The sequence below is a fragment of the Corallococcus sp. AB011P genome, assembly GCF_003611605.1.
GTDB classification, from domain to species: domain Bacteria; phylum Myxococcota; class Myxococcia; order Myxococcales; family Myxococcaceae; genus Corallococcus; species Corallococcus coralloides.
In genome coordinates, this window is sequence record NZ_RAVX01000019.1 from 72,111 (window position 1) to 94,185 (window position 22,075).

General features: G+C 69.8%; 17 protein-coding genes and 1 pseudogene. 14 read left to right on the top strand and 4 right to left on the bottom strand.

Annotation, left to right across the window (positions count from 1 at the left end):
- Positions 1–60: 60 nt before the first annotated feature.
- A complete protein-coding gene (locus D7X30_RS32865) occupies positions 61–393 on the top strand; it encodes a helix-turn-helix domain-containing protein (protein WP_120566926.1) in 333 nt (110 codons plus the stop codon).
- Positions 394–443: 50 nt separating this feature from the next.
- On the opposite strand, the gene D7X30_RS32870 is transcribed toward D7X30_RS32865, so the two are convergent.
- The gene (locus D7X30_RS32870) at positions 444–1,508 is read right to left on the bottom strand and encodes a hypothetical protein (protein ID WP_147443377.1); all 1,065 of its coding nucleotides are present in this window, start codon (positions 1,506–1,508) and stop codon (positions 444–446) included.
- Positions 1,509–1,726: 218 nt separating this feature from the next.
- Between D7X30_RS32870 and D7X30_RS32875 the strand changes: the two genes are divergently transcribed.
- The 5 genes from D7X30_RS32875 (at position 1,727) to D7X30_RS32895 (ending at position 9,001) form a co-directional block, all read left to right on the top strand.
- Positions 1,727–2,971 carry an HlyD family secretion protein gene (locus D7X30_RS32875; RefSeq protein ID WP_120567004.1) on the top strand — a complete coding sequence of 415 codons (1,245 nt, stop codon included), beginning with the start codon at positions 1,727–1,729 and terminating at the stop codon, positions 2,969–2,971.
- Positions 2,971–3,714 carry an ABC transporter ATP-binding protein gene (locus tag D7X30_RS32880; protein WP_233591941.1) on the top strand — a complete coding sequence of 248 codons (744 nt, stop codon included), beginning with the start codon at positions 2,971–2,973 and terminating at the stop codon, positions 3,712–3,714. Before D7X30_RS32875 ends, D7X30_RS32880 begins: the two co-directional genes overlap by 1 nt.
- A gap of 18 nt (positions 3,715–3,732) precedes the next feature.
- Positions 3,733–6,153 (top strand): ABC transporter permease, encoded by a 2,421-nt coding sequence (locus tag D7X30_RS32885; RefSeq protein WP_120566928.1) that lies wholly within the window; start codon positions 3,733–3,735, stop codon positions 6,151–6,153.
- Positions 6,154–6,194: 41 nt separating this feature from the next.
- Positions 6,195–7,601 carry a sigma-54 dependent transcriptional regulator gene (locus D7X30_RS32890; RefSeq protein WP_233591925.1) on the top strand — a complete coding sequence of 469 codons (1,407 nt, stop codon included), beginning with the start codon at positions 6,195–6,197 and terminating at the stop codon, positions 7,599–7,601.
- Positions 7,602–7,690: 89 nt separating this feature from the next.
- The gene (locus D7X30_RS32895) at positions 7,691–9,001 is read left to right on the top strand and encodes a PAS domain-containing sensor histidine kinase (protein ID WP_120567006.1); all 1,311 of its coding nucleotides are present in this window, start codon (positions 7,691–7,693) and stop codon (positions 8,999–9,001) included.
- Here the strand turns inward: D7X30_RS32895 and D7X30_RS32900 are convergent.
- The 3 genes from D7X30_RS32900 to D7X30_RS32910 form a co-directional block, all read right to left on the bottom strand.
- Complete coding sequence (locus tag D7X30_RS32900) at positions 8,970–9,488, bottom strand: hypothetical protein (protein WP_120566930.1); 519 nt, start codon at positions 9,486–9,488, stop codon at positions 8,970–8,972. The genes D7X30_RS32895 and D7X30_RS32900 overlap by 32 nt on opposite strands.
- A gap of 143 nt (positions 9,489–9,631) precedes the next feature.
- Positions 9,632–10,909 carry a hypothetical protein gene (locus D7X30_RS32905; RefSeq protein WP_120566931.1) on the bottom strand — a complete coding sequence of 426 codons (1,278 nt, stop codon included), beginning with the start codon at positions 10,907–10,909 and terminating at the stop codon, positions 9,632–9,634.
- Between the two features lies 1 nt (position 10,910).
- Entirely contained in the window at positions 10,911–13,691 is a 2,781-nt protein-coding gene (locus D7X30_RS32910; RefSeq protein WP_120566932.1) for a TonB-dependent receptor domain-containing protein, read from the bottom strand.
- Between the two features lie 407 nt (positions 13,692–14,098).
- Here D7X30_RS32910 and D7X30_RS32915 point away from each other — a divergent pair, with 407 nt between their 5' ends.
- The 8 genes and pseudogenes from D7X30_RS32915 to D7X30_RS32950 all read left to right on the top strand — a co-directional run.
- Positions 14,099–15,208, top strand: coding sequence for a GRAS family protein (locus tag D7X30_RS32915; protein WP_120566933.1), 1,110 nt, complete (start codon positions 14,099–14,101; stop codon positions 15,206–15,208).
- The gene (locus tag D7X30_RS32920; protein ID WP_120566934.1) at positions 15,205–15,696 is read left to right on the top strand and encodes a CinA family protein; all 492 of its coding nucleotides are present in this window, start codon (positions 15,205–15,207) and stop codon (positions 15,694–15,696) included. Before D7X30_RS32915 ends, D7X30_RS32920 begins: the two co-directional genes overlap by 4 nt.
- Positions 15,697–15,780: 84 nt before the next feature.
- The gene (locus tag D7X30_RS32925) at positions 15,781–16,179 is read left to right on the top strand and encodes an STAS/SEC14 domain-containing protein (RefSeq protein WP_120566935.1); all 399 of its coding nucleotides are present in this window, start codon (positions 15,781–15,783) and stop codon (positions 16,177–16,179) included.
- A gap of 12 nt (positions 16,180–16,191) precedes the next feature.
- Positions 16,192–17,520: an AHH domain-containing protein gene (locus D7X30_RS32930; protein ID WP_120566936.1), complete on the top strand. Its 1,329-nt coding sequence runs from the start codon at positions 16,192–16,194 to the stop codon at positions 17,518–17,520.
- A 228-nt stretch (positions 17,521–17,748) separates the two neighbouring features.
- The gene (locus D7X30_RS32935) at positions 17,749–18,774 is read left to right on the top strand and encodes an imm11 family protein (protein WP_370051876.1); all 1,026 of its coding nucleotides are present in this window, start codon (positions 17,749–17,751) and stop codon (positions 18,772–18,774) included.
- Between the two features lie 23 nt (positions 18,775–18,797).
- On the top strand, positions 18,798–20,123 hold the full coding sequence (locus tag D7X30_RS32940; RefSeq protein WP_120566938.1) for an AHH domain-containing protein: 1,326 nt from the start codon (positions 18,798–18,800) through the stop codon (positions 20,121–20,123).
- Positions 20,124–20,146: 23 nt separating this feature from the next.
- Entirely contained in the window at positions 20,147–21,370 is a 1,224-nt protein-coding gene (locus tag D7X30_RS32945; RefSeq protein ID WP_120566939.1) for an imm11 family protein, read from the top strand.
- Positions 21,371–21,393: 23 nt separating this feature from the next.
- Positions 21,394–22,075, top strand: a pseudogene (locus D7X30_RS32950) (hypothetical protein); the annotation flags it as partial.

The following is a 22,075-nucleotide window of genomic DNA, read 5'->3' on the forward strand; positions in this document are numbered from 1 at the left end:
AGGCCGCATGTCGGCTTCTGCCGTTGCCGCTAATATGCCAGGGCTGGCATGTTTCAAAAGATGGCGAAGAGCGGACCGAAGTTCACAGCCAGCAGTGGGAATGTCTTCCGGGACCTGGAGGTCGCTCAGCCAGAGGAGGCTCTGGCCAAGGCGGAACTCGTGGCGAGGATCGCGGACATCATTGCCAGGAAGAAGCTGACCCAGGCAGCGGCTGCGAAGCTGCTGGGAGTGGATCAGCCCAAGGTTTCGGCCCTGCTGCGTGGACGCATGGCGGGCTTTTCGACGGAGCGACTGATTCGCTTCCTGACCCTCCTGGGCAGTGATGTCCAGATCGTCGTGCGCGACCGGCCCCGGTCCCGAGCTCCAGGGCACCTGGAGGTCATCACTGCCTGACGTGGCAGGACGCGGGCTCACCCGCTCCCGCGCCCCGCCCGTAGCACCGCCTAGAAGAGCGTGACGCCCAGCGTGACGCTGGCCAGGAAACCGCCGTGCTGGCTGGTGGCGATATCGAGGTCGTCGAGGAGGTTCGGGTCGCGGCCGTCCGACGTGCGCCAGTTGTCCTCACGCAGGCGGAAGCCCCAGCCCGCGCGCAGACCCAGGTACATGGGGCCCATCGACTGACGCATGCCGACCGCCAGCGTCGCCACCGGCGTGGGCAGCTTCTCCGTCGTGAACTCCTCCGTCTCGCCGTTGAGGGTGAGCGTGCTCGTCGACTTCGTGCCCAGGTTGAAGCTCATGCCCGCCTCCAGGAAGGGGCTCGTGCGCGACTCGCCCAGCGGATACAGGCGCGCCACCGGCCCCACCCGGAAGCCCCAGGCGCCCGTGCCGGCGCTCAGGTTGAGCCCCAGGACGGGCACCACCCGGTACTCGATCTCACCGCCGAAGATGCCGGAGGGGCTGTTGAAGCCCAACGCCAGACCCAGGTCCAGGTTCGTCCGGCCACCGCCCCGGCGGCGCGGCTCCTCGGTCTCCAGCTCGCGCCCCGACGAGTCCTGGCCCATGCCCTCCGCCATCGGCGCGTCCGCCTGCGCCAGGGGCACCTCGTTCGTCTCCGCCGCCGCCACCGGCGTCTCCTGGCTCGCGGCCTCCAGCTTCTGGGCCTCGTTCAGCACCGCCTGCGCCATCACCACCGAGCCCTTGTCGCTCAGGCTGGGATTGACGAAGTCGTACGACAACGTCTTGGTGCGCACCGGTGAATGCGTCGTGCTCAGCAGGTACGTCAGCCGGTACTTCTCCCCGGCCCGCGTCACCTTCGCGCTCACCGTCACGTCGGGCGAACCCTCGTGCTGGGGGTCCATCAGGATGGCTTCCGTGGTGGCGTTCTTCAGCGCCTCGTTGATGCCATAGCGCGTGCGCTCCGCCACGGTGCTCGCGGTCAGGCCGCTGGCGTCCACCTCGCTGCCCACGTCCGTGAGCTGGAGGTACAGGGCATCGGCGAAGGCGGAGAAGGGCAGAAGGGTGGCGGCCAGCAGCATGCTGGCGCGCATCCGGAGAGCAGGGGAGCGCATCGGGTGTTCCTCGAAATTGTGTGGGAATTGAATCGAGCAAGCAGACGGCCTGACACTGTTTCTATTCAGCCCCAGCACACTTCTTCGCGGTGTCCGTTCCTGGGACGCGCCCTTCGCGCAAGCGGTCAACGCGGCCGGACATCCCTCCGCCGCCCTCGTGTTTCCGGGCGCTTGGCCCGGCTCGGAGCCCTGGCACACGGCTCGCTATGGCCCGGGGCGTGGACATCCCGAAGGCCCGAGCACCCCGCCGCAAACCCTACCTCCTGGCCGCCCTGGGCCTCGCCACGCTCGTGGCGGTGACGGTGGGCCTGTCCCGGCTGCGCCCCGCCGCGCCCACCGTGGACAAGGCCTCGGTGTGGTTGGACACGGTGAAGCGCGGCCCGCTGGTGCGCCAGGTGAAGGGCACCGGCTCTCTGGTGCCTGAATCCATCCGCTGGCTCACCGCCGACACCGCCGGCCGCGTGGAGCGCATCCACGTGAGGCCCGGCGCCACCGTCACCGCCGGCACGCTCCTCTTGGAGCTGTCCAACCCGGACGTGCAGCTCCAGGCCCTGGAGGCCGAACGCCAGCTCGCGAGCGCCGAAGGCGACTTCCTGGAGCTGCGCGAGCTGCTCCAGACGCAGCGGCTGTCCCAGCAGGCCACCGTGGCCACCCTCACCGCCGAGTCCGCCGACGCCACCCGCCGCGCGCAGGCCAACGCGGCGCTCTTCCAGAAGGCCTTCGTCGGAGACCTGGAGACGCGCCAGGCGCAGGAGAAGGCGCAGGAGGCAGGGCAGCGTCTGGACTTGGAGCGCCAGCGCCTGGACGTCATGTCCCAGAGCCTGCGCCAGCGTCTGGCTTCACAGCAGGAGCAGGTGGAGCGGCTGAAGGCCGTGGCGCGCTTCCGCCGCCAGCAGGTGGAGTCCATGAAGGTGCTCGCGGGCGAGGACGGCGTGCTCCAGGAGCTGCCGTTGGAGCTGGGCCAGTGGGTGACGCCCGGCGTGCTCCTGGCCAAGGTGGTGAAGCCGGAGCGGCTCAAGGCGGAGCTGCGAATCGCGGAGACGCAGGCGCGCGACATCCTCCCGGGCTTGAAGGCGCAGGTGGACACGCGCAACGGCGTGGTGGAGGGCATCGTGGCGCGTGTGGCCCCCGCGGCCAGCCAGGGCACGGTGCGCGTGGAGGTGTCGCTGCCGGACGCGCTGCCCAAGGGCGCCCGGCCGGACCTCACCGTGGAGGGCACCGTGGAGCTGGAGCGGCTGGACGACGTGCTGTCCGTGGGCCGTCCGGCGGGAGCCCAGGCGGAGAGCACGCTGGCGCTCTTCCGGCTCTTGCCCGGAGGCGACGAGGCGGTGCGCATCCCCGTGAAGCTGGGCCGCGGCTCGGTGAACGCGGTGGAGGTCGTGCAGGGACTTTCAGAAGGCGATCAGGTGGTGCTGTCGGACATGACCGCGTGGGATGCGGTGGAGCGCGTGAGGCTACGATGATGACGACGATGACGAACGACCGCGAGACGAAGGCCGTGGCCCCGGGCGCGGTGCCGGGCAAGGCGCTGCTCCAACTCGACGGGCTCACCAAGGTGTTCGAGACGGAGGAGGTGGAGACGCACGCCCTCTCCAACATCCAGCTCACCATCCGCCAGAACGAATGGGTGGCCATTGTCGGCCCGTCCGGCTCCGGCAAGTCCACGCTGCTCGCGGTGCTGGGGCTGTTGGACACCGCCACGCGCGGCAGCTACCTGCTGGATGGCAAGAGCGTGCTGGAGCTGTCGCCCACGGACCGGGCGAAGGTGCGCAACCAGCACATCGGCTTCATCTTCCAGAGCTTCAACCTCATCGGCGACCTCACCGTCTTCGAGAACGTGGAGCTGCCGCTCACCTACCGGGGGCTGCCCGCGCAGGAGCGCAAGCAGCGCGTGGAGCGGGCCCTGGAGCGCGTGGGCATGGCGCACCGGGCGCGTCACCTGCCGGGGCAGTTGTCCGGCGGCCAGCAGCAGCGCGTGGCGGTGGCGCGCGCCGTGGCGGGAGACCCCCTCATCCTCCTGGCGGACGAGCCCACCGGTAACCTGGACTCGAAGAACGGCGAGGCCGTGATGCAGCTCTTGTCCGACCTGCACAAGGCGGGCTCCACCATCTGCATGGTGACGCACGACCCGGCGCACGCGCGCATCGCCACGCGCACGGTGAGCCTGTTCGACGGCCGCGTGGTGCAGGACGAGCAGCTTCGCTGAAAGACAGGGGACACGGCCATGGAACACCTGCTCGGCGACTTGCGCTACGCGTGGCGCTCCCTGAAGAACGCCCCCGGCTTCGTGGCGGTGGCGGTGCTGACGCTGGCGTTGGGCATCGGCGCGAACAGCGCCGTGTTCAGCGTGGTGAAGGGCGTGCTGCTCACGCCGCCGCCGTTCACCCAGCCGGAGCGGCTGGTGCTGCTGGCCCCGAACCTGGACGCCTTCGGCTTGAAGGAGGTGTCGACCTCCATCCCGGAGTACCGGGACCTGGTCACGCACACGAAGGCCTTCGTGTCGCTGTCCGCCTTCCGGCCCGACGACATGACGCTCACCGGTGGGGAGTCGCCCCGGCGCCTGCGCGTCGTCATCGCCACGGCGTCCTTCCTGCCCACGCTCGGCGTCGCGCCGGTGCTGGGCCGGGGCTTCACGCAGGAGGAGGAGACGCCGGGCCGGGACCAGGTCGTCGTGCTCACGGACGCCGCGTGGCGTACGCACTTCGCGAAGGATCCAGAGGTGCTGGGGCGCGTGCTGCGGCTGGACGGCGTGCCGCGCACGGTGGTGGGCGTGCTGCCTCCAGGCGGCGTCTATCCAGAGGACACGGAGGTGGTGCTGCCCTTCGCGCCCACGCCCGAGCAGCAGGCGGAGTCCCGGCGCGGCAACCGCTTCCTGAGCGTGATGGCGCGGCTCAAGCCGGGCATGACGCTGGACGGAGCGCGCGCGGACCTGGTGCGCATGGGCAACGCGCGCTCGGCGGACCTGGTGGACCAGTACCGGCAGGCGGGGTGGTCCATGAGCGTGAAGTCGCTGGAGGACCAGGTGGTGGGCAGCGTCCGCGAGACGCTGTGGCTGCTCTGGGGCGCGGTGGGCTTCGTGCTGCTGGTGGCGTGCTCCAGCGTGGCCAACCTGCTGCTCGCGAGGGCGGTGTCTCGGGGTCGCGAGGTGTCCATCCGCGCGGCGCTGGGCGCGGGCCGGATGCGGCTGGTGGCGCAGTTCCTCACGGAGAGCCTGGTGCTGTCGCTGGTGGCGGGCGCGGTGGGGCTGCTGCTGGCGCTGTGGGGCACGGACGCGCTGGTGGCCACGGTGGGCGAGGGCCTGCCCCGGGCCCAGGGTGTGAAGCTGGACGTGGTCTCCGTGCTCTTCACGTTGGCGGTGTCGGTGCTCACGGGCGTGCTCTTCGGCCTGGTGCCCGCGCTCCAGGCCAGCCGCGTGGACCTGCACGCGGCGATGCGTGAAGGCGCGCGCGCCACGGGAAGCCACCGCACGGGCCGGCTGCGCGCCGCGCTGGTGGTGGCGCAGGTGTCGCTCGCGTTGGTGTTGCTGGTGGGCGCGGGCCTGTTCGTGAAGAGCTTCCTCGCGCTCCAGCGCGTGGACGCGGGCTTCGAGTCCGACGGCGTGCTCACCGGAGCGCTCGCGCTGCCGAAGGTGCAGTACCCGGACAGGCCGAAGCAGGCGGCCTTCCTGCAGGCCCTGGTGCCCCGGCTCCAGGCGCTGCCGGGCGTGGAGTCCGCGGGGCTGACGAACGTGCTCCCGCTGGGCGGCTCCATGGACAACAGCTTCGACATCGAGGGGCGTCAGCGCCAGCCGGGCGAGCTGTGGAAGGCGGTGGAGTTCCGCGCCGCCACCCCCGGCTACCTGCACGCGCTGCGCGTCCACCTGCGGCAGGGGCGGTTGCTCGAGGACGGGGACGGGCCGGACGCGCCCTGGGCGGTGGTCATCAACCGCTCCTTCGCGAACCTCTTCTGGCCGAAGGGTGATGCGTTGGGGCAGCGGTTGAAGTTGCACGGCCAGGACATGCAGTGGACCACGGTGGTGGGCGTCGTGGACGACCTGCGCGAGTGGGGCCTGGACGTGCCGGCGCGCCCGGCGGCGTACTACTCGCTGTCGCAGCTGCCGTCCGTGTACATGGGCCTGACGGTGCGCGTGAAGTCCGGGGATCCGGAGGCGTTGCGCGCCCAGGTGGAGGCGGAGGTGCGCGCGGTGGACGCGGACCTGCCGCTGTTCGACGTGTCCTCGCTCACGCGGCGGATGGACCAGTCCACGGGCCCCCGGCGGTTGTCCGCGCTGGTGATGGGGCTGTTCGCGGGTGTCGCGCTGCTGCTCGCGGCGCTGGGGCTGTCGGGGGTCATCGCCTTCTCGGTGACGCAGCGCACGCGGGAGCTGGGCATCCGCATGGCGCTGGGCGCGGCGCGAGGGGACGTGCTGCGGCTGGTGCTGGCGCAGGGCCTGCGGCTGTCGCTCACGGGCGTGGCGGTGGGGCTGTGCCTGTCATTGGGCTTGGCGCGGCTGCTGGGGTCGCTGCTGTATGGCGTGTCGGCGGACGACCCGTGGACGTTCGGCGGGGTCGCGCTGCTTCTGACCGGGGTGGCGCTGGGGGCGTCGTGGCTGCCTGCTCGACGGGCGACGCGCGTGGACCCCATCATCGCGCTCCGGGCCGACTGAGTTCCCTCCTTTCTGGCACAGTCCTGCCCGTGGCGTCCTCCGTGTCCGAACCCACCGCTCCCTCTCCGCGTACCACCCGTGTCCTCGTGGCCGACGACCAGCCGGACGTGCTGGAGGCGTTGCGGCTGTTGCTCAAGCGCGATGGCTACACGGTGGTGAGCGCCCAGTCCCCCGCGGGCGTGAAGGCCACGCTGGACGCGGAGGACGTGGACCTGGTGTTGATGGACCTGAACTACGCGCGCGACACCACGTCCGGGCGCGAGGGCCTGGACCTGCTGGGAGAGCTGCGCGCGAGGGACGCGCTGCTGCCCGTGGTGGTGATGACGGCGTGGAGCAGCGTGGAGGGCGCGGTGGAGGCGATGCGCCTGGGCGCGCGCGACTACGTGCAGAAGCCCTGGGACAACACGCGCCTCCTGGCCACGCTGCGCACGCAGCTGGAGCTGTCCCGGGCGTTGAAGCGCGGCCGGCGGCTGGAGGAGGAGAACCAGCACCTGCGCCGCGAGCAGGGCGGACGCTCTCCGCTGCTGGGCGAGTCGCGGGCGATGCAGCCGGTGCGCAGGCTCATCGAGCGGGTGGCGCCGTCGTCCGCGCCGGTGCTGGTGACGGGGGAGCACGGCACGGGCAAGGAGGTGGTGGCGCGGCTCCTCCACGCGGCGAGCACACGCGCGGACCGGCCCTTCGTCGCGGTGAACTCCGGCGGCCTGTCCGAGGGCGTCTTCGAGAGCGAGCTCTTCGGCCACGTGAAGGGAGCCTTCACGGATGCGAAGGCGGACCGCATCGGCTGCTTCGAACTGGCGGATGGCGGCACGCTCTTCCTGGATGAGATTGGGAACATGCCGCTCACGCAGCAGGCGAAGCTGCTGCGGGTGCTCCAGACGGGGGAGCTGCACCCGGTGGGCTCGTCGCGGACGCGGCGCGTGGACGTGCGCGTGGTGAGCGCGACGAACGTGGACCTGGGCCGGGCGGCGGTGGAGGGTCGCTTCCGCGAGGACCTGCTCTACCGGCTCAACACGGTGGAGGTGCAGTTGCCGCCGCTGCGGGAGCGGCGCGAGGACATCCCGTTGCTCGCGGCGCACTTCCTGGCGGCGCAGGGGCAGCGCTACGGCCGTCCCAACATCCACCTGGCACCGGGAGCAATGGAGGCGCTCATCGCGTACCCGTGGCCGGGCAACGTGCGCGAGCTGGAGCACGCGGTGGAGCGCGCGCTGCTGATGGCGGTCGGGGACCGCGTGGAAGCGGAGGACCTGCTGCTCAAGCGGATGGGCCCTCCGGGCGGAGGGAGTGCGCGCCTGGAGGAGATGACGCTGGAGGAGGTGGAGCGCTACCTCATCGAGCGCGCCCTCGGCCGGCACGACGGCAACGTGAGCGAAGCCGCGAAGGCGCTGGGGCTGTCGCGCAGCGCGCTCTACCGGCGGCTCCAGTACTACGGCATCAAGGGCGCAAGGTGAACAGCGGTCCCCCTGCGCCGCACGACCCGCGCATCACGAAGCACGATGCGCACGAACCGGACGCACGAGTGCCGTACGACCTGCGAGTGATGTGGCTCGCGGCCCTAGCGGGCCTGCCCGCGGTCCTCGTGACGCTCGCGCTCCTCTGGACGGGGGACTTCACCGCCAAGGTGCGCTGGACGCTGTCCGTGCTCGTGGTGGGCATGCACGCCGGAGCCTGCCTGGCGCTTCGCGAGCGCGTCGTGCGGCCCCTGCACACCGTCGCGGGCCTGCTGGCCGCCCTGCGTGAAGGCGACTACTCCGTGCGCGGCCGGGGCGGACGCGCGGGTGATCCGCTCGGTGAGGTGCTCCTGGAGGTCAACGCCCTGGGGGACACCCTGCGCGAACAGCGCCTGGGCGCGATGGAGGCCGGCGCGCTGCTGGGCCAGGTCATGGAGGCCATCGACGTCGCGGTGCTCGCCTTCGACGCCTCCGGCACGCTCAAGCTGGTGAACCGCGCGGGCGCCCGCCTCGTGGGCCTGCCGCGCGCGCAGCTCCTGGGCCAAAGCGCCGAGGCCCTCGGCTGGAGCGACCTGCTGGGAGGCCCCGCCCCCCGCCGCCTCACGCGCGTCTTCGCGCAGCAGGACGGCGGCCCCTACGAGCTGTGGCGAGGCACCTTCCGTGAAGGCGGCCAGCCCCACCAGCTCGTCGTGCTCACCGACCTGCGTATGGCATTGCGCGAAGAGGAACGTGAAGCCTGGCGCCGGCTGGTCCGCGTGCTCAGCCACGAAATCAACAACTCCCTCACCCCCATCCAATCCATCGCGGACGCCCTCCGGGACACCGTCACCCAGGTGCCGCGCCCCGCGGACTGGGAGGAGGACACCCGTCACGGCCTGGGCATCATCGCCCGCCGCGCGGAGGCCCTGTCCCGCTTCATGTCCGCCCACGCGCGGCTCGCGCGCCTGCCGCCACCCACCCTGGGACCCGTCGAAGTGGAGCCCTGGGTGCGGCGCGTGGTGGCCCTGGAGCCGCGCCGCCCCGTCGCCGTGCGCCCGGGCCCCGTCCTCACCGTGTCTGGAGATGGCGACCAGCTGGAGCAACTGCTCATCAACCTGGTGCGCAACGCCGTGGACGCGGTCCTGTCGGAAGGAGGCGCGGGCGGTGTCTGGGTTTCCTGGGCGGTGCACGCGCCGGGCGCCGTGGAGGTCTGGGTGGAGGATGAAGGCCCCGGCCTCGCCGACACCGCGAACCTCTTCGTGCCCTTCTTCACCACCAAGCCCCAGGGCAGCGGCATCGGCCTGGCGCTCAGCCGGCAGATCGCCGAAGCGCACGGAGGCAGCCTGCGTCTGGAGAACCGCACGGACGGCCGTGGGTGCCGCGCGAGGCTCAGGCTCCCGCTGGACGCTCCGCGCGCGTGAAGCCCTTCTTGCCGGACGGGGCCTGGGGGCCCGTGGGCGCGGCGGGAGCGGCCTCAGGCTCCGGCATTGGCGCGGCCAGCCGGTAGAGCAGCGCGGTCGCCGCCCAGAAGAACAACACGGTGAAGCCCACGTGGATCCACCGCGCCCCGGACCACTGCTGGAGCGAGCGCGGCAACGCCTCCAGCGCGACGAAGCCGCCCAGCCACTGCCCCAGCCAGCACAGCGCCGTCACCCACAGCACGCGCTGCCATGACGCCACCCGCGAGCGCCCGAAGGCATACCGGTGCAGGGCCCACAACAGCCCCACGGCGCAGCCCCACAGCGCCAGACGTGTCAGGGAAAGCCCTCGGTGCGAAGGACCCCATGGGTCCAGCTCCAGCACCCCGAAGCTCGGCGCCAGGATGAGCACCTGCACCAGCAGCACCCGGCGCACCCGCTCCGTCAATCCCTTGAGGAGCTGCCCATACGTCCAGGTCAGCGCAATCATCGGGGCCCTCCTCGGGCACGAATGAGCGGTGCTGCAAGAGAAGAACGGTTCGCCCTTTATTTCTTGATTTATTTGATTGGGCAGGACTCCCGGGCTCCACCCAGACAAGCAACTTCTGGGGGTTGGAGGGTCATCCGCAATGACTATTCAAAGATGGACAACTCAGAGAGGGTATAGAACTCAGCGGGTGGGGCGGTTCCGTCGTAGATGAGGGATTCCACGGAGAGCCGCACGAAGCGCACGGGCCCGGTGGGGGTGAGGGGCACGTCCTGGAAGACCGGCTCCTGGACGCCCAGGCGGAGCATCCCGTCCCCATAGGGAGATGCCCCCTCGGCAGGCTCGGTGTAGAGGCCGAACGTCGCATCGCGCAGGGACTGCTCCAGCGGGCTCATGTCCCGCAGTACGACGCGCGCCAGGGATTGCCACTGTTCGCCGTCAACACTGCCCTCCAGGACGAGCCAATCCTTACCGCCCCTGCCTTGCAGGTAGTACAGCCCGCGCACCACCGCGCGGCGTGGCAGGGCCGGCTGGGGCAGGGTGATGACGACGTTGTGGAAGCGGGGGTCGGTCTCCTTCTCCCAGAAGTCCACCGGGGTGAGCAGGCCATCCGTCCATGGACAGACATCCGGAAAGGACGGCTCGCACGTCGCGCCGCGACTGATGGGGCGCAGCGTCCCTGCGGGCAGCGGTTCGGCGCCGGTGCGCCATTCCTGCCGGAAATAGACGGAGCTGGGCTCACCGCCCAGCGGAGAGAACAACCACGAGCCCATGCTGGCGGCGCGCAGCCGCACCTGGGGCGCGGCGAAGTCCTCCAGCACGTACGGGCTCGGCGTCCATGGGGACTCCGTGCCCTTCTGCCGCCAGAGCAGCTCGCCGCCGGACGTGACCCACAGCAGGGGCTCCGGGGCGGTGGGCGGCAGGGGAATCGTCGAACCGTCGTCGGCGAGCAGCTCCAGCGTGTCGCCGGTCTCCGGCACGGGAGGTGCCGGGGGCGCGGGCGGGAAGGCCACGGTGGGGCCCTGGTCGCTGCTGCCTACGATCGGGCGCGCATCCCACGGCTTCAGCGTGGGCAGCTCCACGTCGTCCTGCATGGTGAACGAGAGGAAGGTGCCGCTGCCGTCCGCGTCCAGCGGCAGCGCCAGCCGCAGGCGGTTCGGGCGCCTGTAGTAGTCCTCCTCGCGCACGGCGTCCCCGGACAGCATCTCCAGGGTGAAGTCGCCCGAGGCCTCCGTGGTGGCGGTGGTGAGCGGCGTGAAGACGTCGTCCTCCAGCCGCTCCAGGGTCAGCGTCTCGCCGGAGCGCGGCGTGCCGTCGAGGTGGAGCGCGCGGCCGTACGCGAAGATGGGGTCCTCGGGATAGCGGTCGCAGCCAGCGGTGGTGAAGGCCAGCAGTCCCAGGGAAGTGACGAGTGCGCGTCGCATGTCAGTAGGTCGCCTTGAGCCCGAAGAGGGGGAGGATGACGGGGATGCGCATGGGGACCCGCACGGGGCGGACGTCCTTGTGGGGGGAGCCCTCGTAGTCGCCGCCTTCGGAGCGGTACTCGTAGGCCACCACCTCCTGTTGTGCGGAAAGGTTGAGCACGTCGAGCGACGCATCCAGCGTGAAGTCCTGGTAGGCCCACGACTTCGCGATGCGCGCGTCCACGCGGAAGAACGGCGCCAGCCGCTGCGTGCGGTCCAGATCCTGCCGCACCCATTCCGTCGAGCCGTCGGCGTTCGTCACCCAGCGCTGCGTCTGGGAGGTGAGCTGCCCCGTCTCCGGACGGCCGGTGTTGAAGTGCACCACCGTGCCCACGGTCCAGTTGTTGCCGAACTTGTAGCTGAGCGCGGCGTTGAAGGTGTGCGCCTGCTCGAAGGCGAAGGGCAGCGTGCCCTCCACCGTCTCCAGCACGCGGTTGTCATCGCCGATGCGGGCGAAGCGCGCCTTCCGCTTGCTCTGCAGGAAGCTGTAGGACACCCAGCCGAACCAGTGGCGGCCCAGCGGATGGCGCGCCATCAGGTCGAAGCCGTAGGCGTAGCCGGTGGTGGCGGGGTCCTCGCCCAGGCCGCCCCGGCGGCGGCGGTTCTCCGCCACGTCCACCAGGTCGAACTCCACCGCGCGGGACAGCGGGTTGAAGTACGCGTCCGCGCTCAGCTCCAGCCCCTCGAAGGCCTTCCACTCCGCGCCCACGTCGAACTGCGCGCCGGACTGGAGGCCGTAGCGCAGGCTCGCGGTGTCGATGGCGGGCACGTGCACGAGCACGGTGGGCGGCTGGTGGAACAGGCCCGCGCCGCCCTTGAGCGTGAGGGTGTCCGTCAGTGTGCGGCGTACGGACAGGCGCGGCTCCACCGCGGTGAACGTCATACCCGGCACCAGGTGGTACGCATCCACGCGCAGGCCCGGCGTCACCACCCAGTCTTCCGAGGGCTTCCACGTGACGGACGCATACGCGCCGGAGAAGGTGGCCAGCGCGCTGGGCCGCTTGAGCGGATCCGCGTCGTCGGAGGGCCGCCAGCCCGGAGGCCGAGCGGTGCCGATGAGCGTGGTGGCGGAGCGGCGGTGCTCCACGTCCGCGCCCACGGCGACGTCGAGCGACGGCGTCAGCGCTCGCCGCCACCCCGCGCGAGCGGCGACGCTCACCTGGCTCAGCCCGTACTCGCCCACGTCCTGGCGGACGAGGGTACCCCCGGCGTTTTGCGTCTCCTCGCCGGTGAGGCCCAGTCCGTCCCAGCCCAGGGTGACGCCGACCTCGCCCTCGCCCTCCGCCACCGGGTGCGTGCCGCGCAGGTCGATGCGGTGGAAGCGCGACACGACGCCGCCGCCCTCCGCCCCTGCCAGCATCTCCGGCGCGATGCCCACGTCGTCGGAGCTTCCCAGCGCGAACAGGCGCAGGCGTCCCTGGCCCACCTTCTGCTCGATGCGTGCCTGGTAGTCCCAGAATCCCGCGCGCAGCTGCTCCGCTTCCGGGCGCTGGAGCACGTTGGCCGCCAGCGAGATGAGCAGCGCGGAGTAGCTGAAGCGGCCCGCGAGGCTGACGCTGGTGCCCGTGGATTCAAAGGGCTGTTCGATGAAGCCGCCCGCGTTGAGCAGGTCCGCGTACGCGGTGAAGTGCAGCCGGTCTTCGCGAGGACGGCTGAGGCGCCCCTCCACCGCGCCGCCCAGCACGCGGCCGTACTGCACCGGCGGCGTGCCCGGATAGAAGTCCACGGTGTCGATGAAGTCCGGGTGCACCACCGCGGGCCCGAGCAGCAGGTGGTACAGCATCGGGATGCGCACACCGTCCAGGAAGAAGCCCGTGGCGGCGGGCTGGCTGCCGCGCACCACCGGGTAGCTGATGCCGGACGCGAGGCTGCCCACACCCGGCATCAGCATCACCACGCGGAACGGGTCGCCCAGCGTGCCGGGCACCTCGCGGATCTCCTGCTCATGCAGGCTGATGCGGGTGACCTCCGTACGCGGACGCTCGTCGCGCACGACGGTCTCGTAGGGGTTCACCTCGCGAGGCTGGAGCCGGTAGATGACCTGGAGTGTCTGGCCCTGCGTCAGCGTCTCCGTGAACGTCGTCGTCGCATGGCCTGGAGCGCGGACCTCCAGCGTGTGAGGGCCCGGCGACACGTCCAGCGTGAAGAGGCCCTGCGCGTCCGTGGTGGCGGCGGGCTCCGAAGCGCCGTCCAGGAAGAGGGCCGCGTCGGAGAGGGGCTTGCGCGTGCCGCGTGCGCGCACCTCGCCAGTGAGGCGCGTGGTGGAGGCGGGGACCTGCACGGGCGGCGTGAAGCGGTAGACGAAGGGCAGGCGCACGGCCACGGGGCTCCCGGCCAGCGTGGCCGGGGTGAAGCGCAGGCCCGGGGCCGCGGCGAGCGCCGCGTCGGTGAGGCGAGGCTCGGCGGCGGCGCGCACCACCTTCGCCTCCGCGACGCGGCCCTCCACGTCCACCAGCAGCTCCAGCTCCACTTCGCCGGGTGTGCCCTCCAGGCCTTCCGGCCACGCGGCGGGAGCGTCGGCGGTGAGGCTGGGGGGCACGAGCGTCGTATCGCCCGCGTCGGGGGAGAGGCCCAGACGGACGGCGTCCTCGGCGGAGAGGGCCTGACCCGCGTCGGTGGTGTGGACGTCCACCTCCACGGCGCGAGGCGTGCTGGTGGCGGAGGGAACGCCCTGCGCGCGGGCGGTCGCGCCGGACAGGAGCACGGCGGCCAGCACCAGGGGGACGGTATGGGGGAGGAACATGGGCGGGCGCTTCAACACCGGACCCCTACAAAAGTGACACCCGCGCTGTCGCCAGAGTGCTCCGGCCCGGCGAGGACACTGCATTCATGGATTCGGCCCAAGGCGCCCATGACTTCCCCGGCCCGGGGCGGAAGTCGGTTCACGCAGGGCATACGGACCGGGAGGCGAATCCCGGTGGTGCCTTTTCACGCGCAGTCTAGTGGATGCAGTGTCAGGGGGCGCCGGGCCGCTCGTGTCCCCCGTCATTGCCCCCGCGCCGCGCCAGTCCGACCGCGGGGGCGGCGCGCTGTGTGAACGCGCACGGCCCTCTGTCCCGAGGTGCCGCCCCCTGGAGCCGCGACATGGGCGGTCGTTACACTTTTTCATGTCGAGCGGAAGCCACGGCCAGGGTTCCGCGGGGAGGGCGCATGCGGACGCCGAAGGACGAACTGCTGCTCCGGGCGATGGACCATGCGTTGTCAGCGCGGACGATGGATGCGGTGGAAGCGCTGGCTGCGCTCTACCGGTTGTTGGACGCGGAGCGCATTCCCGAGGACGAGAACTACGCCGTGTTCGCCACGGCCTTGTCGCGCCGGTTGGAAGGCGCGACAGGGGCGCTGCATCCGTACCGGGCCTCGGAGGTGGACGGGAGCGCGCCACAGATTGAGTTGTTCCGGCGGTTGATGAAGCACCTGCCGCTGGCGTCGGCGGCGGACGCGGTGGCGAACGCGCTGCTCGCGGACTTCCTGCGAGGACACGCGGAGGCGACGCTGCTGGACGTGGGCATCGGGCAGGGGCGGCAGGAGTGCAACCTGCTGCGAGCGCTGGCGAGGGCGGGCGCGCTGCCCCGGCACCTGACGGTGGTGGGAGTGGACCCCAGCGGCACGAGCCTGGTGGAGGCGCGCGACGCGGTGCTGGCGGTGGCGGAGGAGGTGGGGCTGTCGCTCGAGTTCGTGAAGCTGGAGGCGCCGGTGGAGGACCTGGACATGGCGACATGGGCGGCGTTGCGAGCCGTGCGCCGGCCGCTGGTGGTGAACGCGGCGTTCGCGCTGCACCACGTGGCGGAGAAGGAGACGTCTGGCATGGAGGCGCGCGACGCGGTGCTGGCGAGGCTGGCGTCGCTGGGACCGGTGGGCGTGGTGATGTGCGAGCCGCACGTGGATCACCACCGCGCACCGGCGCGTGAGCGATTGAAGAACGCGTGGAATCACTTCTCCCGGGTGTTCCAGCTGCTGGATACGCTGGAGATACCGGGCGCGGAGCGTCGCGCCATCAAGCGGTTCTTCGGCCGGGAGGTGGATGACATCGTGGGCACGGTGAACGAGTCGGAGCGGTGTGAGCGCCACGAGCCGGCCCTGGCCTGGTGGGAGCGGTTGCAGCGTGCGGGCTTCGCGCCGCGAGGCGGGCTGGAGGCGGTGTGTCCGGACGAGGTGCACCCGGCCGTGGGCTTGTGCGTGGAGGAGGGCACGGTGGGCATCACCTTCCGGGGCGATGTGCTGGTGTCGGTGCTGGCGGCGGTGCCAGGGGCGGGCGCGTGAGCGACCTGGAGGCATTGGCGCCGAAGGTCATCGCGAGGTGCCGTGAGGCCGGCGTGCGGCTGGCATTGGCGGAGGCCTGTACGGGAGGGCTGATGACGGCGGCGCTGACGGAGGTGCCGGGGGCATCCGCGGTGGTGGATCGCGGGTTCGTGCCGTACTCGAACGAGTCGAAGGGGGAGCAGCTGGGAGTGCCGCTGGCGTTGTTGCAGGCGCACGGGTCGGTGAGCGCGGAGGCGGTGGGCGCGATGGCGGCGGGGGCACTGGAGCGTTCGTGGGCGGACTGGGCGGTGGCGGAGACAGGCATCGCGGGGCCCGGGGGAGGGACGGAGGCGAAGCCGGTGGGGCTGGTGTTCATCGCGGTACAGCGGCGGGGGAGGGCCGCGGTGGTGGAGCGTCACCGGTTCGAAGGGGACCGGCGGCAGGTGCGGCAGGCCGCGGCGGCGCGAGGGCTGGCCCTCCTTCTGGAGCAGGTGGGAGTGGAGTCCTGAATAGGGGACTCATCCCTCCGGACGTTGGCACGTAGAGGCCTGATGGAGGAGAAGGTTTGACGCAGTCTCACGAAGGGGGCCTCGATGTATCGAATCGACGTGGACCGAGCGGAATCCATCGTGAGCTTCGCGCTGGAGGGCTACATCCGGCTGGAGGAGATGCAGCGCTTCGTGGAGGACCTGCGCGCCGCGACGGATGAAGTGGCGGGGCAGGCCATCAAGATTGAAGCGGACCTGCGCACGTTCCGGCCGGCGTCACCGGAGGCGGCGGACCTCATCCGGAGGGTGCAGGAGTACGGGCTGCGCTCCGGGGTGACGCGGGTGGCGGAGTTGGTGCAGAACCAGATCGTCGCGTTGCAGTTGAACCGGGTGGCGTCCGGGAGCGGGACGGACAAGATCCTCCGCCGTTTCTGGCAGGAGTCCGCGGCAAGGACCTGGCTGAAGCACGGAGACGCGGAGCTGGGAGTGGCGCTGCGAGGCTGAGCGGAAACGAACATGCCAGCGCGCGGGTGGTGCGTGCTGTGGGTGTTGTTCGTGACGGGCTGCGCGACGTCACGGACATGGCGGTTGGACACGGGAGAAGGCCGGGCGCGTGAGCACACGCCGCGCACGGACACGCGGCCCGTGGCGCTGGAGGGCGACACCTTCGAGAAGGCGGTGCGGACGCTGGCGCGAGGAACGCCGGTGTCGGTGCATCCGAGGAGGGAGGCGCTCCGGCTGTTGAATCCCGGAGCGGAGCGTCCGCGAGCCTCGCTGGGCGTCGTCTCCGTGGATGACCCGAGGCAGGGCCGTGTCCGCGTGGCTCAAGGGGGCACGGAGCTGGAGGCCGCCTACGGACGCTGGTGCGTGCGCAAGCGGTTGTCTGGAGACTGCCTGCACCTGTTGGACAGAGGGCTGACGCTGGATGAGGAGGGCAAGCGGACACTGGCCTTCCGAATCGCGTTGGACTCGGTGTGGGAGGAGACGGCCGAAGCGCTGGAGGGGATGGTGGACCCCGAGGCGACGGTGTCGCTGCTGGTGATGACGGGAGCGGTGTACTTCAGCCTGTGGCTGGTACCGGAGCCGCTGCTGACGAAGGGCGTGGCGGCGACGCTGACGGTGGCACTGATTGCGTACCTGGGCTGGGACACGGTGTGGAGTCTCATCCAGGGCTGGAGGGTGCTGGCGGCGGAGGTGAGGGAAGCAGAGACGTTCGACGGCATCCGGGACGCGGGGGAGAAGTACGGGGAGGTGATGGGTAAGCAGGCGGCAAGGGCCTTCGTGATGCTGGCGATGGCGGCGCTGGGAAGCACGGCGCAGACGCTGGCGACGCGGGTCGCGACATTGCCGGGCTCTGCGCAGGCGGCGCTGGTGGGAGCGGAGCAGGGAGGCTTCCGGCTGGTGGCGGCGGCGGAGGTCTCAGCGATTGAGGTATCCGCGAGCGGCGAGGTGACCCTCGCGCTGGCGCCGAACGCGGTGGCGATGTCCGCGAAGGGACCGAACGTCCCGGCGCCCGTTGAAGTCCACGAGCATCACATCGCCACGAACAAGTGGTGGGAGGCGACGCACAACGGTGGGCCGTGGTCACCCCAGTTCCAGAGGGTCTTCGACCGCGCGGGCATGTCCCTGGACGATCCTGCGAACAAGGTCAGCATCGCAGGACACAGGGGGCCACATCCCGAGGAGTACCATCGAGAAGTCTTGAGGCGCTTGTTGCGGGCAACAGGCCGCTGCCGAAGCATGAATCAATGTAGAGAGGCCCTGGTGAACGGACTGAAGTCCCTGGCTTTGGAGATCCGGACAGAAGGCACCAAGCTCAACAAATGGGTCACTCGGGCTGAGTAACAAGGAGTCCTCATGCCGGAACGGTACTTCGAGCTTTACGATGACATGAGCATCCAGACCCGCTGGCTGCTCGGTGACCCCTGGAACTCACAGGGACATGAAGTCGATGACCCCTGGCAATTCGCGGATGGCTGTCCGGTACAAGTGGAGGAGCGACTCCGGATCCCCATCTATCATCCAGGAACCTCGCTCGAGTTCTCCCATGCGGGCGTAGGTGGGGCTCCTGTCATGCATCAGCGAGTCGCGAGCATCTTTCAGAAACTGGCGCCCGAGGACGTACAGCTCATTCCTGTTGATGTCGATGGGGAGACCGATCCGTATTTCCTGCTCGTCGCGACCCGGAACATCCGATGCATCGACGATCAGCAGACGGCGGAGGTGCAGTATTGGAAACCGGAGGACGGCCAACCCGAGAAGGTAGGCGAGTACCGCGCCGTTTCCGGCATGCGCATTGACGTGACGAAAGTAGGGAACACGAAGGTATTTCGTCCCTGGGGCTGGACCCTCGCGCTCATCGTCTCCGAGGACATCAAGGAGGCGTTGGAGCGCGCGAACGTCACAGGGGTGAGATTCACCGAAGTCACGGGCCCCAGTGAGCTCAGCCCCGAGGAACGCGCGCACAATCGCAGACTCCGCGAACTCTACGAACGGTCCACGACACCGCGCGAAGCCTTTTGGCGCACGCTGGGCACCATGGACGACAACTTCGTCATTCCCATCGTCGTCGGAGGCGGTTGGCCGGCGAGGAGCGAGATCTGGCGCGTCATCCATCGCCCCGGAGGCCGAACGCTCTTCGTAACGGACGGTCTCTCCAACTTCTTCGCTGACAAGGCAGAGCCCTCCGTGGGCTTCGGCCTGGAACTCGCGCTCGAAACCGACGAGTCCGTGGAGAACGTGGCGAAGAGCTGGCAGCAGCTTCTGCTGGAACGAATCGCCAACGAGCTCGTGGGCCACGAACACCTGCGCGAACCGGCGAGGACCGGCATCCTCTCCATGGAAGTGGACGGAGAGCTCATGCCCGAACCGCTCCTGTCCAAAGACGGCCGAGTGGCCGTGCTCCTGGGCATGGACACGCCCACGCTCCCCACCCACTTCACGATGCCGGACGGAGAGGTCCGGCTGGTCACCGTGAAGACGCTGATGCCCCGGGAGCTGACGTACCTGCTGGAGCACGGCCGGGAGGAGTTGCTCCACCGCTTCAACCAGTCCCACCCCGGCCACCTGTCCAAGGCCTGGCGCCAGCCCGTGGTGTAGCAGTCCAGACCTGGAGGCAGTCCATGTCGCTGCGCTGGCTGTGCGTGATGTGGATGCTGCTGGTGACGGGCTGCGCGACGTCACGGACATGGCGGTTGGACACGGGAGAAGGCCGAGCGCGTGAGCACACGCCGCGCACGGACACGCGGCCCGTGGCGCTGGAGGGAGACACCTTCGAGAAGGCGGTGCGGACGCTGGCGCGAGGAGCGCCAGTGTCGGTGCATCCGAGGAGGGAAGCACTCCGGCTGTTGAATCCCGCAGCGGAGCGTCCGCGGGCCTCACTGGGCGTCGTGTCCGTGGATGACCCGAGGCAGGGCCGCGTCCGAGTGGCTCAAGGGAGCACGGAGCTGGAGGCCGCCTACGGGCGCTGGTGCGTGCGCAAGCGGCTGTCCGGAGATTGCCTGCACCTGTTGGACAGAGGGCTGACGCTGGATGAGGAGGGCATGCGGACACTGGCCTTCCGAATCGCGTTGGACTCGGTGTGGGAGGAGACAGCCGAAGCGCTGGAGGGGATGGTGGACCCCGAGGCGACGGTGTCCCTGCTGGTGATGACGGGTGCCGTGTACTTCAGCCTGTGGCTGGTGCCGGAGCCACTGCTGACGAAGGGAGTGGCGGCGACGCTGACGGTGGCGCTGATTGCGTACCTGGGCTGGGACACGGTGTGGAGTCTCATCCAGGGCTGGAGGGCGCTGGCGGCGGAGGTGAGGGAAGCAGAGACGTTCGACGGCATCCGGGACGCGGGGGAGAAGTACGGCGAGGTGATGGGAAAGCAGGCGGCAAGGGCCTTCGTGATGCTGGCGATGGCGGCGCTGGGGAGCACGGCGCAGACGCTGGCGACGCGGGTCGCGACATTGCCGGGCTCAGCGCAGGCCGCACTGGTGGGCGCGGAGCAGGGAGGCTTCCGGCTGGTGGCGGCGGCGGAGGTCTCAGCGATTGAGGTATCCGCGAGCGGCGAGGTGACCATTGCACTGGCACCCAACGCGGTGGCGATGTCCGCGAAGGGACCGAATGTCCCGGCGCCCGTTGAAGTCCACGAGCATCACATCGCCACGAACAAGTGGTGGGAGGCCACGCACAACGGTGGGCCGTGGTCACCCCAGTTCCAGAGGCTCTTCGACCGTGCGGGCATGTCCCTGGATGATCCCGCGAACAAAGTCCGTGTCCCGGGCCATAAGGGTCCTCATCCCGAGGCGTACCATCAAAGAGTGCTCTCCCGGTTGAACGAAGCAATGGAAGACTGTGGCAGCATCCATCAATGCCGCGAGGCGCTCACCAACGAGCTTCGTCGGCTCGCCAGCGACATCTTGAACACGAGCACGACGCTCCATAAGTGGGTCACGAAGTCATAGCTGGGCGGGAGTCTCTCGTGGCGATGCGGTACTTCGAACTGATCGACGATCTGTATGTCCCCGATCGGTGGTCGCTGGGCGATCCCATCGATGCGTCCGGCCGGGAGGTCGCCAATCCGTGGATGTTCAGGAAGGGTGAACCCGTCAGCCTGGAAACGCCCTTGAAGATTCCGGTCGACCAGGTCGGTCAGCCATTGGGCTTCACGCTGGCAGGCATCGGTCTCGCGCCCGTCGTTCACGCGGAAGCGGCAGCCATCCTGACCCGGCTCGCCCCGGATGATGTTCAGCTGCTTCCCGTGACGGTCGCATCGGAGCCAGGACCGCACTTCCTCGTCAACGTGCTCCATCTTGTCAGGTGCATCGACGACGAGACTTCTGAAGAGGTGCTGTATTGGAAGCCTGAAGATGGGCGTCCAGAGAAGGTGGGGAAATACAGGGACGTCGCTGGCATGCGCATCGACACGACGAAGGTGGGCAATGCCAAGGTCTTCCGCACCTGGGGGTGGACTGTTGCGCTCATCGTCTCCGAGGACATCAAGGAAGCGCTGGAGCACGCGAACATCACCGGAGTGAAGTTCCGGGAAGTCACGGGCCCGTCCGAAGTCAGCCCCAAGGAGCGCGAACACAACCGCAAGCTCAAGGTGCTCTACGAGCGAACGGAAACGGCACGCACCGCGTTCTGGCGCACACTGGGCACGCTGGATGAAAGAGCCATCCTCCCCATCGTCGTCGGAGGAGGCTGGCCCGCGAAGCGCCAGGTCTGGCGCGTCATCCACCGGCCCGAAGGGCGCACCCTCTTCGTGACGGACGGCCTCTCCGACTTCTTCGTGGATACGGTGGAGCCGTCTGTTGGTTTCGGCCTGGAGCTCGCGCTGGAAACCAACGAGCCGCAGACAGACTGGCCCGTGACGCTGCTGGAACGAATCGCCAACGAGCTCGTAGGCCACGAACACCTGCGCGAACCGGCGAGGACCGGCATCCTCTCCATGGAAGTGGACGGAGAGCTCATGCCCGAACCGCTCCTGTCCAAAGACGGCCGAGTGGCCGTGCTCCTGGGCATGGACACGCCCACGCTCCCCACCCACTTCACGATGCCGGACGGAGAGGTCCGGCTGGTCACCGTGAAGACGCTGATGCCCCGGGAGCTGACGTACCTGCTGGAGCACGGCCGGGAGGAGTTGCTCCACCGCTTCAACCAGTCCCACCCCGGCCACCTGTCCAAGGCCTGGCGCCAGCCCGTGGTGTAGCAGTCCAGACCTGGAGGCAGTCCATGTCGCTGCGCTGGCTGTGCGTGATGTGGATGCTGCTGGTGACGGGCTGCGCGACGTCACGGACATGGCGGTTGGACACGGGAGAAGGCCGAGCGCGTGAGCACACGCCGCGCACGGACACGCGGCCCGTGGCGCTGGAGGGAGACACCTTCGAGAAGGCGGTGCGGACGCTGGCGCGAGGAGCGCCAGTGTCGGTGCATCCGAGGAGGGAAGCACTCCGGCTGTTGAATCCCGCAGCGGAGCGTCCGCGGGCCTCACTGGGCGTCGTGTCCGTGGATGACCCGAGGCAGGGCCGCGTCCGAGTGGCTCAAGGGAGCACGGAGCTGGAGGCCGCCTACGGGCGCTGGTGCGTGCGCAAGCGGCTGTCCGGAGATTGCCTGCACCTGTTGGACAGAGGGCTGACGCTGGATGAGGAGGGCATGCGGACACTGGCCTTCCGAATCGCGTTGGACTCGGTGTGGGAGGAGACAGCCGAAGCGCTGGAGGGGATGGTGGACCCCGAGGCGACGGTGTCCCTGCTGGTGATGACGGGTGCCGTGTACTTCAGCCTGTGGCTGGTGCCGGAGCCACTGCTGACGAAGGGAGTGGCGGCGACGCTGACGGTGGCGCTGATTGCGTACCTGGGCTGGGACACGGTGTGGAGTCTCATCCAGGGCTGGAGGGCGCTGGCGGCGGAGGTGA